Source organism: Aureibacillus halotolerans, from assembly GCF_004363045.1.
Classification (GTDB): domain Bacteria; phylum Bacillota; class Bacilli; order Bacillales; family DSM-28697; genus Aureibacillus; species Aureibacillus halotolerans.
The window spans coordinates 44686-57155 of record NZ_SNYJ01000017.1 but is presented as its reverse complement, the minus strand read 5'-3'; the positions used below and the strand labels follow the sequence as shown (position 1 = coordinate 57155).

The following is a 12470-nucleotide window of genomic DNA, read 5'->3' as shown; positions in this document are numbered from 1 at the left end:
CTTTTTTCGATTTAGAATTTGACCATTTTCAAAATGCTCTTTAACAACTTTTCACTGTACTCTTCAAGGCTTATTTCATCCTGAGGCAATTGCATCATCCCCGATATAGCGCCCCGAACGATCATTGCAACCACTGGAGGATCAAAATCAATATCAAATTCTTTCGTTTCTTGCCCTTTGGAAAGAATCTCTTTCAACAAAACATTTAATTCATCTTCGTCAGTGATTTCTGCCAGATAGTAGGGGACATTGTCTTCCGTACGCCCATTAAAAACAATTTCAAGTAAAGCATTGTTGTTTTCACGGTTTGTACCTTGATAAGCTAAGCTTGCTTCAATAAAAACCATTAATTTCTCCAAATTTGTTTGCTGTGGTTCTACTTTTTGTTTAATAAAGGCACGCTCTTTTAGAACCAAATACATTAACGTATGTTTCATCAAATCTTCCTTACCGGAGAAATGATAGGAGATAAGCCCCGTACTTATCTTCGCTTTACTCGCTATTTTGGAAAGACTCGTGTTCTTATACCCGATTTCTGTTAAAACCTCTATTGATGCTTTTATGATTTGTTCTCTGCGAGCATCTGCTATTAAATATTGTTTGTTGTCCATGTAGGCATCCACCTTTTGATTTTTGGTTGAGTATTTTTTATTTTGATCGATCAATCAATTTTTATGTTAAATGCTTTTTTATCTCTTGTCAAGGGGAAGGGAAATTGCTTTAAACCTTGGTCTCACAGGACATAGAAATAACCCCGGTACAAAACCGAGGTTTCTAAGTAAAGCCTAGCAAATTTCATCTACAATCAATATCCAAAAAAAGCATCCTTCTTAATGTTCGCTTTAGGGATATTACTCTCTTGCAAATGCTTGGTTGTATCTTCGACCATCGACTTCGGTCCAGCAACATAGTAGTGCGCATCGGCCTTATGAACTGTTACAAACGCATCAATTTCCTTGTGTAAATTCTCTCTCGATTCGAGATACATTATATCGATGGGAATGTTGTTCACGATGCTCTCAAGCTCATCTTTAAAAATGTGTGATGTTTGTCCATCTACATGAATCAGTTTTATAGGTCTATTTTGATTCATTCCTTCACTTTCTAACTGTTTGATCATTGCCCGAAACGGTGTAACGCCAATCCCACCAGCAATAAGCAGTAGGGGGGCGTTCCCTTGTGAATAGAAGGTGCCGACAGAGCCACTCATCTTTACAGTCATTCCTTTTTCCAATTCAAGTAGCGCTTGCTTAAACTCACTTGGCTTTTCATTAATCACCGAAGTGATTTGAATAACATCCTCAGTAGGAGAAGAACTGATCGTAAACGGTCGCGTTGCCTTCTTGATCTTCTTATGCGTAATTGTAAATAAGGCGTATTGCCCAGCGTGCCAGCTGACGTCTTTTTCTTTTTTGAAACGAAAGGTATACACATTGTCGGATTCCTTACGCTTCTCTAGAAAGGAGACTTCCGTCTTTTTGAACACAGCTAATGTATCTTTTAAGAAACTCATATCAATCCCTCACTTTATCTCTTGTATTAGGATTCATTTATGACGTTCTGGAGTTGATCGACCATCGCTGCCCAACCATATTTTGCGCCATGGAATGCTTGGTTTTCCTCTTCAAATCCTGAATGTGTAAGGTATAAGTAGGTTGTATCGCCCTCTTGCTTTAATGTCCACGTAACGATTGTGTCTATGGGACCACCTACCCATGTGTAGGAGAGCTTATTCGGCTTGTCTACGACCAAAACTTCGCTCTCTACGACCAAACCGATTTCTTCTTTCCGGAACTGGCATTGATAGCCAACAATTGGCTTGAAATTATTCTCCATCACCCATAGGGCAAGCGTTTCTGACTGTGTTAAAGCAGCCCATACCTTCTCAATCGGACTTTTAAATTGAAAATCTAGCAATACATCGGCCATGACTATTCCTCCAATATTCGCTTGAGTTTTGATGCACTTTCATTCCAGAACTGCTCATAAAAAGACAACCAATCCTTCACTTCCTGCAAGGGCACTGCATTTAGTCGATATCTTGTTTCTCTACCGATTTTCCGGTTCCTTACTAAATCGGCGTCTTTCAGCACGGTTAAATGTTTAGAAACAGCTGTACGACCCATTTGAAAGTGGGGTGTTAGCTCATAAAGTGGGAGTTCCTCTGAATCTGCCAGCAACCGAATGATTTTGCGCCTCGTAGGGTCAGCAATCGCTATATACACGTCACGCTCTTGGTACGTTTGCGTCACAGTTCTCACCTCTGTTCATTAGACACCTTTTAGTGTCGTAATTATATGACACTAAAAGGTGTCTCGTCAATCGCTAATTGAACGATTCGAGGAAAGAAAAATAAATTTTTAGTATTCCTTGACAGGAATATTCTTTTAGGGGTATATTTATATCACAAAGTACACTAAGTTGAAGGGAGAGGTAAACCACAATTCTAAAAAAGGGGACGTTGGCATCATGGACATACAAACTTTAAGCGCCTTAGCAGAGCCAAACCGTTTTCAGATGGTGGAATTGCTTCGTGAGGGGGCACTCACTGTAGGCGACATTTCCGACCGACTTAGTATCAGGCAGCCGCAGGTATCAAAGCATTTACGCGTATTGCATGACGCAGGCATTGTTGAGCAGCGAGCAGAAGCGAACCGTCGCTATTATGCACTTTTGCCAGAGCCTTTTCAGGACATGGAAGCTTGGGTGAAATCGTATCAAACGCTTTGGGAAGAGCGGTACGATCAACTCGATGATTATCTGGCACAGTTACAAAAAAAGCACCTAATAGGGAGGAAAAGTAAATGACAGTGAATTCAATTGTTTCAAAGGTGGAAGGCAATGAACTTACAATGGAACGGGTATTTCAAGCCTCACGTGAACTTGTGTTTCAATGCTTCTCAGAAGAAGAGCATTTAAAAAACTGGTTTGGTCCAAAAGGCTGGCCATTGGCTGTATGCAACATTGATTTTCGTGTTGGGGGCGTGTGGCATTATTGCATGAAGTGCACTGACGAAACCCAAGAGCACTTTGGTATGGAAGCTTGGGGGAGAGCAGTCTACAAAGATATTGTGACACCAGAAAGAATTAAGTCCGTCGACCAGTTTTCTAATGCAGAGGGAACAGCAGCAGAAGGAATGCCAGAATCAATTGTGACGCAAACCTTTGTGGACGAAGGCGGAAAAACAAAGCTCATTCAACATACAGTCTATGACTCACCTGAAGCACTGCAGTCTGTGTTGGACATGGGTATGCTCGAAGGAACGGCATCCACTTGGGATAACTTTGAGGAATACGTACAAAAGCTGAACCGTTAAAGTAGCCCCTTTGTCTTCGAAAAGAAGGCAAGGGGTATTTTTTATAGAATATGGTATTTAGAGTAGGAGGGACGGATGATGACAAGGAATTTAGAAAAAGAGATAAGTTGGCGAACATTAACGCTGCCATCCGACAACATCTACTTTGCGACTTCATATGTAGACTTTTTTAAGCCTTTACATCAATACTTAGTCAAAGTAACGGAAGAGCAATGGGTACCGGGTGTGAACATCGTCGTTGCACAGGAGGGTAAGATGTTGTATCAAGGCTCTTATGGAAATGTTGGCTTAATTGAACCTTATAAGCAAGCAAATTCAATACATACGCTGTATGATATCGCCTCACTAACGAAAGTGACAGCCACTTGGCCAGCTATCCTATTTCTTGTTCAAAATGGATTGTTGTCATTAGACGATCAAGTCTCAGACCATCTTCCAGAATCCACAGGCTTTGACGTCGGGAATGTGACCATTTCTCATCTTTTATCACATACAGGAGGTTTGCCCGCAGGCACTTATGTAAAGCAATACGGGTTACAGAAGGAGGAGATCATAAAGGGGATCTTGCAAACATCTCTGGAGAATCGACCAGGTCAAAACGTCATTTATAGCAATCGGGGATTCATTTTGCTCGGGTTGTTGGTCGAGCGTATAACAGCTCAACCGCTAGATGAATTTGTAAATGAAACGATTTGGAAGCCACTTCATATGAAAGAGACCTGCTTTAACCCAATAGATAAACTGAGAGACAGTGGTCGAATCGCACCAACGGAATGCGTAGAGAGCAAAGAGTGTTTGCATGGTGTGGTTCATGATGAAAATGCGCGCCTTTTAGATGGAATTGCCGGTCATGCAGGTGTCTTCTCAACGCTACATGACATGGCTCGTTTTTGCGGAATGGTGATGGGGGAAGGCACCTTTCATGGAGGTCAACTTCTTGAAGAATCGATCGTGCGTCAGTCACTTAAGAAACAAACGGGTGATTTAGAAAAGCCAAGAGGGTATGGGTGGGATTTTTTCTCGCCAACCGTCATTGGGCATCTAGGATTTACAGGGACAAGCATACTCATCCATCGAGAATTAAATGCCTTTGTCATTTTACTTACGAACCGAGTTCATCCTTCGCGGGAGAATAAGCATATTAAGTCGATTCGGGAACACGTGCACAGCTACATTTGGGATGGATTACGTGATTAATCATCATCCTTTGGAACATGACACCTTTTTTGGTAGAATGAAACCATAATGAAAGCTTGGAAAGGCGTGAGAGTTTGAAGAAAAAGATCTTCTTTGTCTGCAGTTTCATTGTCTTGTACCTTGGTATCGAGCTAATTTCAGGTTTTGCCCTGACTCTTTTATATGCTCCAGATTTGTCAGGTGCTTTTGGAAATGTCGCTCACCTGCAATCAGAGGTTGTCATCACTTCAACACCTGGTTTATCGCCATTAATTTTGGCGTTGCTAGCACTAGGTTTGGCTTATGGTGCGACGAAACTTTTTCGATTGAAAGAAAGTTATTAATATCGGGGCTGTCCTAAAGGTCGATTAGACGATTTTTAGAACAGCTCTGTTTTTTGTTCGTTTGGTGCTTGCACTCGTACTTGGTCCTATCAACGATTTGTTGAACAAAATGGAACGAAGGAAAGAAGCTTGAACATATGGAAGAAGTACCGATTCGCAACTAATCACGTTTCCTTCATCACACTTAACGATTCTCTGTAGTGAGCTGGGGATGTGCCAACCACGGACTTGAAATCTTTAATAAAGTGAGCCTGGTCAAAATAACCGAGATGCACGGCAAGCTCTGCCCACTCCACGCTATCGTCTTGCTCCAGCCGTTCCGCTGCTTCCTGAAGCCGAAAACGTTTAATCACCCATTTTGGGGAAACCCCAATATATTGGCTAAACAGGCGTTGCAATTGCCGAATGGACAGGCCGCTTCGTTCGCTCAACTGTTCCACTTTGATGATGCTTCGATCATGTATTGTTTCTTCTACGATACGACCAGCTTTTTCCGCCTGGCTGTCGCGCTCAGGCAGCCGTGTCAGCAGAATACGCTCTGCCTGTTCCGCCATGGTCGCGTCTTCGGCCGCATGCAACACTTTAGCTCTGAACACTGACATGTCTGATCCGAAAAGTCGAGAGGCATCCAGCGTCTGTCCAGTCAATGCAGAAACCGCCTGCTGCCAAAACGGGTAAAAGCCGCCTGCGCGAAATTTGATGCCCAGCACTTTGCCGGTGCCGCTCAGCTTTCTAACAAATGGTCGTTCCGGTATTCCGTAGAGCAATGCCCGACGTCCTGCTTCGTCCTGCTCAAATGCGAGATGAATGTTCGGATACGACAAGACCGTCTGCGTATGCGAGACGCCAGAGGGCAAAGCATAGCTTACCGACCAGTAGTGCTCGACAAACGGGCTAAGTCGCGCATCCGGATCGAAACGAGATAACGAAAATTTCTCCTGTCCGGCTACGGCATGCAATATGCCCCGTGTCGATAGACTGCTCTTTTTGTTCATTTTGTCCTCCTTGGAAACAAATGTCGCTTTTTTACAATACATGAGCATGGACGACTTCTATAATGGAGAGAGTAGCAGAGAAAAGCCAATATAGCAATAACAGGCGGGGACAGGCAAATTTAAGAGGAGGCGTACCACATGGAGCATCGAACTGATCAATTCGGCCAGACCGGAAAGCATGTCCAAAACGGAACACCTGAAGGTTACACAGCGATTACCCCCTTTATTGTCACTAGCGATCCTAGAAAGGCAATAGCATTTTATGAAGCTGTCTTTCAGGTCAAATTGAAAAATGCGACTGAAATGGACGTTAATGGCGAGAGTATGATTGTGCACGCGGAAGTAGATTTCGGCAACGGCAATATACAGCTTGGCGCAGCGAATCCTGCTTACGGTCTCGTTTTGCCGCCTGATGAAGGTCAGGCATGCTACTCGTTGTGCATTTATGTCCCTAACGTGGATCGAACATTAGAGCTTGCCGTTGAGCATGGGGCAACCGTCCGGGAGCCAGTTGTGGATTTTGTGTCCGGCGACAGGTATGGCAGTATACTCGATCCTTGTGGGATCAGGTGGTCAATTATGACTCGAATGGAAGATATATCAGAGGAAGAAAGCCAGCGTAGAGTCGAGGAATGGAGCAAAAGCCAGTAGCGTTGTGCGTGCGTCATGGAGTGCAGCACGCACAAGAAAATGGAGACGCGAAAGGCAATGTGTTTGAATAGTGGCGATGCTCTTATGACAGGGTATCGCCGTTTTAGTGTGCTTTGCGTAAGCATCAAAGAGTTTCCGCCAATCACATGTAGTACCTCTTAACGCCGCCGAATCTGACGTATGAGCTGTTGATACTGCACATCACCTAAACCGTATTGTGGGAACGTCTGAAGGAGGTGCTGCAGCAATTGCGCATCATCAAGGTTAGACAGTCTTTGTATTTCGTCGGTAAGTTCATTGTTGTCTGCAATGAAATGCAAGTACAGGCGAATTCCCTCCTGCATGAAAGGGGGGAGCTTGGCAGTTGGAAATGTGTGCTCTAAAAGTACGGAGCGATAAATATCAGCAAAGCCCAATGGCTGCAAAGACAGTGTCTCAACGACCTCATAGGTTCTGTCATTGAGCACATAGAAAAGGACGTCGCCTGTATACGCCGATTGGTCCAAGTAAGCGAGCACGGTCAATGCATTGATCTGACAGAACATATCGTCTCCAAACCAGAGAACGATGCCGTCGTGTTCATTGGTAAGGAACGGTTTTAGCGGCGTCAAGACGGTCGCCTCATAGGAGGACAAAGAGACGTGATGGCCCTTTGCCCGTACCTCTTGAAATGCTGAAGAAAAAATCGACACTGTTGTTTCATGTGAACACATCGCTTCGTTAAACGGCACATAACACCCATCACGGAAAAGCTGTTGCTGGGCAAAGAGATCATACATGCGTTGCCCGTTAAGGACATGCAACAGGTTCTTACCAAACTGCGTCTGCGCCTCATTTTGAAGTTTTAGAATCTCTATCTTCTGGGGCTGATCAATCGTCAATTTTTATGCCACCTCACTTTTCTACGGTCTCGGAACAACATCCGTCCTTTCTGCCCACGCATGCCATTCTCTCTTCAAATGCTCAACCTTTTCTGGAAAATTGTTTGCAAGATCATGCAATTCCGTTCTGTCCTCATCGATGTTATACAAAGCCCACTCGAATTCTTTGATCTTCACGAGCTTCCACTTCCCTTGCCGTATGGCACAGTGCTCCTCATGTTCAAAACAAAGTGTGCGCTCTTCTTGAGATTCCCCTGAGAATGAGGGCAGCATGCTTTCACCCTCCATCGGATGGATATCATTCCCCCGATAGTGCGTTGGGTAGTCCGCTTTTGTGATGTCGACAAGGGTGGCCATGACATCAATAAAATGGGAAGGGCGATGGTCAATGTCGCCTTTTCGTTGCACATGCTTTGGCCAATGGACAATTAAAGGCGTGCTTATCCCGCCTTCATGGGCATAGTGCTTGTACATACTGAGAGGCGTGCTGCTTACGTTTGCCCACCCAGAACCATAACTGTGGTAGGAGGAAGGGTCGCCCATCCTGTCCAGATCGGCCTCTCTGTGTAATTTGTTTGAGGTCGTTCTCCAGTCATCAAATCCCAACGGATCCCATTCCGCACAAGCGCCGTTGTCTGAACAAAACAGGATCAACGTATTTTCAAGCTCTCCACGTTCCTTTAAATCCTCAATCACGCGTCCGATGTTCTGATCCATCCGGTCAACCATCGCTGCGTAAATCGCCATCCGGCGAGCGAGGTCTCTTTTCCGATCACGATCTATGTCGTCCCAAGCTGGATTCTGCCCGTGAATGTCTCTGTCACGATTCCAGTATTCCGCACGAGGCGGAAGTATCGTTTCCTTGTCCACAACCCCAAGCTCTTTCATACGTGCAAGCCGTTTTTCCCTAATGTGATCCCAGCCCTGTTCGTACAACTTTTCGTATTTATCAATCTCTTCTTTTGGGGCTTGAAGAGGAAAATGAGGGGCGTTGTACGCCAAATACATAAAGTACGGCTGGTCGTCTTTGCGAGCATCTTCAATAAAATCAAGTGCGTAATCCGTAATGGCATCCGTCGCATAGAATTCATTTTCTTTGTAATGATGTTTGTGCCCACTTTCTGGCAAGCGAATATAGTCCTTTTCGTCCCAAAAGCTTGTAAAACCGCCTAGCAATCCATAAAATTCGTCAAAGCCACGATCGAGAGGTTCATTTTTGCCCACATGCCATTTGCCAGACATGTACGTGTGGTAACCTTTCCCTTTTAATACCTCTGCAAGCGTCACACATTGGTCTTTTAAGTGACCACGGTAGCCAGGGTAAGGCTCGTCGTCCGTCATATGACCAACACCGGCTTGATGAGGGTAAAGACCTGTAAGAATGGAGGCCCGGCTAGGACAACAGCGTGCCGAATTATAAAACTGTGTAAAGCGGAGGCCATTGTTAGCAAGTGCGTCCACATGAGGCGTGTTCATTTCACTGCCAAAGCATCCAAGATCAGAAAATCCTAGATCATCCGTCAAAATCAACAAAATGTTTGGTAGCTTATCCGTCATTTGAATTCCTCCATTGCAATTTAGAATCGTTCATTTTTGAGTGAATGTTTTGATATTAATTACTGAACTTTCGCACCTTACATTTGGTAGACACGCTTAGGTGTGGTTGAGATTAATCTGCAATCCGTTATGTGGTTGCTTTTTATACAAGCTGCCATACGCTCGCTTTCACCCTGAAGGGACAAGGGCAACATTGACTCAGAAGTACGCTTCGTCGTGTTTTCTTTTTCACTCTACGGGTACAAGTGCAACATCGATTCGGAAATACCTCATCGTGTTTTCTTTGTCGCTGGAGACTTGCTAGTTGAGCTTGACGCTGAATGAATTCCTGAATTGAAAACAGATTAATGAACAACAAAAGAATAATGAAATCAACATAGCTAAGCGCAGGTAAAATACGAAGACTCCTACGGGAACAGCGCGAGCTGAAGCCGTGCCCGTGGAAAGCGAAGTATTTTGCCGGAGCGGTGATAGAACATCACTAAAAATCCGAACATTTATTTATGTCCTAGACTGTCTATGAATCAAGAGTCAATATAATCTTTCCGATGTTGCGGTTGGCTTCCATATGCTCATGAGCTAAGCTTGCGTCTTCCAGAGAAAATGTTGTATCCACCATTGGTCGAATTTTTTTGCTTTTAAATAGCGGAAGTGCCGTCGCAGCAAAATCTGCTGTCAAGCGGGTTTTATAGTCATCACTTCTTGGTGTAAGCAAAGTTCCTGTGAGTTGGACATATTTCGCCATCAGCTTAAACAAGTTCACATTGTCGACGTGCGGTCCACCAAGAACACCGATGAGTACCCAGCGACCTTCCGTGCCAATGCTTTTAAGGTTTTTGTCCCAATAGGAGGCACCGATAAAATCAAGCAACACGTTGACGCCTTCGTTGTTTGTGGCCTTGAGGACTTCGTCTTCAAAGGCCTGTGTTTTGTAATTCACCGTTACATCTGCACCAAGGGAATGGCACACGTCCAGTTTTTCTTCCGATCCAGCTGTGACAATCACCTTTGCCTGTCGCAATTGTGTAGCAAGCTGAATGGCCGCTGTTCCTACGCCACTAGCACCTGCATGAATGAGGACGCTCTCTCGCTCAGCAAGCCTCCCATGCCAGAACAGCGTTTGGTAGGCTGTAAGAAATACTTCGGGGATTGCTGCGCCTTCCTCAAACGAAAAACCTGTTGGAATTCTCATTGCACGATTGCTCGGCATAACGGCATATTCTGCGTACCCACCGCCATTGACGAGTCCCATCACGCGGTCTCCTACAGCAAACGTCCTTTGTTCATCGGCTTTTTCCACAACGCCCGCCACTTCGATGCCGAGTATCGGGTTGGTTTTGTAGCCGGACTTGCCGTCGCGCATCGCCAAATCCGTACGGTTGAGTGCAGCTGCCTCTACACGAATAAGCAATTCTTTATTTGTCGGTTCAGGTACAGGCTGATCCGTTAAGGTGAGCTTTCCGTCACTTGCCGTAATGGCTCTCATACAATTCTTCCTTTCCAAGACCTAGCTCGTCTTGGTGTAAGTATACCGAATTCATAGGGCATCAACAAAGAAAGAGGTCAATGTATCCTGTCATTAGTAAAACTAATGATAGTAATCATTTTTTTGTAATTGAAACTCTATAACAGTTGTGATAGGTTAAACACAGATTAAGTTTATCCGTTTTATAGGGTTATCAGTTCATGTATGGAGAGGTGTAGATGTGTCGTGCTTCTAGAGACAAACAGTCCATTTACGAAAGAACAAGCAGACCTATTAAATCAAGTCGTGCCTACGCTTACAGAGTCGCAGAAAGCGTGGCTAAGCGGTTATCTTGCTGCTGGAGCCAGTGTCGCAACAGTTTCGGACCTGCCTACAACTGTCGCAGCACCACAAACGCCTGAACAAACAGTGTCCAAGGACATTACTGTGCTCTTTGGCTCTCAGACGGGCAATTGCCGTTCGTTGGCGTCATCGCTAACTGACAAATTACAGGCGCAAGGATTTCAAGTGACCTTCTCGTCAATGAATGATTTCAAGACGAATACGCTGAAAAAAGTAGAAAATCTATTGCTGCTCGTCAGTACCCATGGGGAAGGCGACCCGCCTGACGATGCCTTAACCTTTTATGAGTTTGTGAATGGAAAACGCGCACCGAAATTCGATCATCTTAAGTACTCTGTGCTTGGGCTTGGTGATTTGTCGTATGAATTCTATTGCCAAACGGGCAAAGATTTCGACGCACGCTTTGAAGAGCTTGGTGGCACGCGTTTAACTGCTAGAGTCGACTGTGATGTGGATTACGATGATGACGCAGCGGAATGGATGGACAAAGTTCTTGCATCTTTAAAAGAAGCTACTTCAGTGGCAGCCCCAGTGACGATTTCAGATGCAGCAGGTCAAACGGACATCGCCTCTGAATATTCAAGAACAAATCCTTTTCAAGCCGAAGTGTTAGAAAATTTGAATTTGAATGGACGCGGATCAGATCGTGAAACACGCCACTTGGAAATTTCGTTAGAAGGATCAAATTTGCGTTATTCTCCAGGAGATAGCCTAGGCATTTTCCCACAAAACCATCCGCAGCTCGTTGAGGATGTTCTTGCGGCTTTAAAGTGGGATGCGAACGAGCTTGTGACGATAAAAAAAGCGGGAGAAGTGCCTTTGAAGGAAGCGCTTCAGCGACACGTGGAAGTCACAGTGTTGACAAAGCCATTGCTTGAAAACCTCGCTTCTCTATCATCGAATGCCGAATTACAGGAGCTTGTAAAACCAGAGCAGGCAGAAAAAATGCGTGAGTATATTCATGGCAGAGATCTTTTGGATGTCATTGAGGACTATAAGCTGCAGGCAATTACTGCTAAAGAATTGATTCCTGTCTTGCGCAAGCTTCCTGCGCGCTTGTACTCGATTTCTAGCAGCCCAGAAGCTTATCCCGAGGAGGTTCACCTGACCGTTCGGAAGGTTGATTACGAGTCTCACGGACGGCAGCGATATGGCGTTTGTTCCTCCCATACCGCAGACCACCTAGAGGAAGATGGAACGTTGCCGGTGTACATTCAGCACAATCCGAACTTTAAACTGCCTGCCAATCCAGACACACCAATGATTATGATTGGACCTGGAACTGGCGTTGCTCCATTCAGGGCATTCCTTGGGGAGAAGGAAGAGAGTGGAGACAATAGTCGAACGTGGCTTTTCTTCGGTGATCGTCATTTCTCAACCGATTTTCTTTATCAGGTGGAATGGCAGCGCTGGTTAAAAGAGGGTGTTTTGACGAATATGGATGTCGCGTTTTCGCGAGATTCAGCTGAAAAAGTGTATGTGCAACATCGCATGCTCGAACGAGGCAAGGAGCTTTACGAATGGCTGCAGGATGGCGCGGTTGTGTACGTATGTGGAGATGAAAAACAAATGGCTCATGATGTTCATAATGCCTTGGCGACCATTCTAGAAACAGAGGGTGGGCTTTCCAAGGAAGCTGCCGAAGCGTATTTACAGGAGATGCAGCAGGAAAAACGATACCAGAGAGACGTGTATTAAGCACGGGATGTATGGAAAGGGGA

The 12470-nt window shown here is 44.9% G+C and carries 14 protein-coding genes; 6 read left to right on the top strand and 8 right to left on the bottom strand.

The genetic code is table 11. From position 1 onward, the window contains the following. Positions 1 to 11: 11 nt before the first annotated feature. The 4 genes from EV213_RS16315 to EV213_RS16300 all read right to left on the bottom strand — a co-directional run bounded on the left by EV213_RS16315 (position 12) and on the right by EV213_RS16300 (position 2252). Positions 12 to 611 (bottom strand): TetR/AcrR family transcriptional regulator, encoded by a 600-nt coding sequence (locus tag EV213_RS16315; protein WP_133581626.1) that lies wholly within the window; start codon positions 609 to 611, stop codon positions 12 to 14. Positions 612 to 805: 194 nt separating this feature from the next. Then, a complete protein-coding gene (locus tag EV213_RS16310) occupies positions 806 to 1513 on the bottom strand; it encodes an FAD-dependent oxidoreductase (protein ID WP_133581625.1) in 708 nt (235 codons plus the stop codon). Positions 1514 to 1539: 26 nt separating this feature from the next. Beyond that, positions 1540 to 1929: an SRPBCC family protein gene (locus EV213_RS16305; protein ID WP_133581624.1), complete on the bottom strand. Its 390-nt coding sequence runs from the start codon at positions 1927 to 1929 to the stop codon at positions 1540 to 1542. Between the two features lie 2 nt (positions 1930 to 1931). Then, the gene (locus EV213_RS16300) at positions 1932 to 2252 is read right to left on the bottom strand and encodes an ArsR/SmtB family transcription factor (protein ID WP_133581623.1); all 321 of its coding nucleotides are present in this window, start codon (positions 2250 to 2252) and stop codon (positions 1932 to 1934) included. Between the two features lie 217 nt (positions 2253 to 2469). Between EV213_RS16300 and EV213_RS16295 the strand changes: the two genes are divergently transcribed. The 4 genes from EV213_RS16295 to EV213_RS16280 all read left to right on the top strand — a co-directional run bounded on the left by EV213_RS16295 (position 2470) and on the right by EV213_RS16280 (position 4837). Then, the gene (locus EV213_RS16295) at positions 2470 to 2808 is read left to right on the top strand and encodes an ArsR/SmtB family transcription factor (RefSeq protein WP_133581622.1); all 339 of its coding nucleotides are present in this window, start codon (positions 2470 to 2472) and stop codon (positions 2806 to 2808) included. Then, entirely contained in the window at positions 2805 to 3317 is a 513-nt protein-coding gene (locus tag EV213_RS16290) for an SRPBCC domain-containing protein (protein WP_133581621.1), read from the top strand. Before EV213_RS16295 ends, EV213_RS16290 begins: the two co-directional genes overlap by 4 nt. A gap of 75 nt (positions 3318 to 3392) precedes the next feature. Beyond that, positions 3393 to 4514: a serine hydrolase domain-containing protein gene (locus EV213_RS16285; RefSeq protein WP_133581620.1), complete on the top strand. Its 1122-nt coding sequence runs from the start codon at positions 3393 to 3395 to the stop codon at positions 4512 to 4514. Between the two features lie 74 nt (positions 4515 to 4588). Further along, positions 4589 to 4837 carry a hypothetical protein gene (locus EV213_RS16280; protein ID WP_133581619.1) on the top strand — a complete coding sequence of 83 codons (249 nt, stop codon included), beginning with the start codon at positions 4589 to 4591 and terminating at the stop codon, positions 4835 to 4837. Between the two features lie 164 nt (positions 4838 to 5001). Here EV213_RS16280 and EV213_RS16275 read toward each other — a convergent pair whose 3' ends face one another. After that, entirely contained in the window at positions 5002 to 5874 is an 873-nt protein-coding gene (locus EV213_RS16275) for a helix-turn-helix domain-containing protein (protein ID WP_243740218.1), read from the bottom strand. Positions 5875 to 5970: 96 nt separating this feature from the next. On the opposite strand from EV213_RS16275, the gene EV213_RS16270 reads away from it, so the two are divergent. Next, complete coding sequence (locus EV213_RS16270; protein ID WP_133581618.1) at positions 5971 to 6483, top strand: VOC family protein; 513 nt, start codon at positions 5971 to 5973, stop codon at positions 6481 to 6483. Between the two features lie 158 nt (positions 6484 to 6641). On the opposite strand, the gene EV213_RS16265 is transcribed toward EV213_RS16270, so the two are convergent. The 3 genes from EV213_RS16265 to EV213_RS16255 all read right to left on the bottom strand — a co-directional run bounded on the left by EV213_RS16265 (position 6642) and on the right by EV213_RS16255 (position 10407). Continuing rightward, the gene (locus EV213_RS16265) at positions 6642 to 7364 is read right to left on the bottom strand and encodes an AraC family transcriptional regulator (protein ID WP_133581617.1); all 723 of its coding nucleotides are present in this window, start codon (positions 7362 to 7364) and stop codon (positions 6642 to 6644) included. A gap of 21 nt (positions 7365 to 7385) precedes the next feature. Beyond that, positions 7386 to 8921, bottom strand: a complete 1536-nt coding sequence (locus tag EV213_RS16260) for an arylsulfatase (RefSeq protein WP_133581616.1) — start codon at positions 8919 to 8921, stop codon at positions 7386 to 7388. 517 nt (positions 8922 to 9438) lie between these two features. Next, positions 9439 to 10407: an NAD(P)H-quinone oxidoreductase gene (locus tag EV213_RS16255; RefSeq protein ID WP_133581615.1), complete on the bottom strand. Its 969-nt coding sequence runs from the start codon at positions 10405 to 10407 to the stop codon at positions 9439 to 9441. Positions 10408 to 10611: 204 nt separating this feature from the next. On the opposite strand from EV213_RS16255, the gene EV213_RS16250 reads away from it, so the two are divergent. Further along, positions 10612 to 12447 carry an assimilatory sulfite reductase (NADPH) flavoprotein subunit gene (locus EV213_RS16250; protein ID WP_133581614.1) on the top strand — a complete coding sequence of 612 codons (1836 nt, stop codon included), beginning with the start codon at positions 10612 to 10614 and terminating at the stop codon, positions 12445 to 12447. The last annotated feature ends 23 nt before the right edge of the window (positions 12448 to 12470 follow it).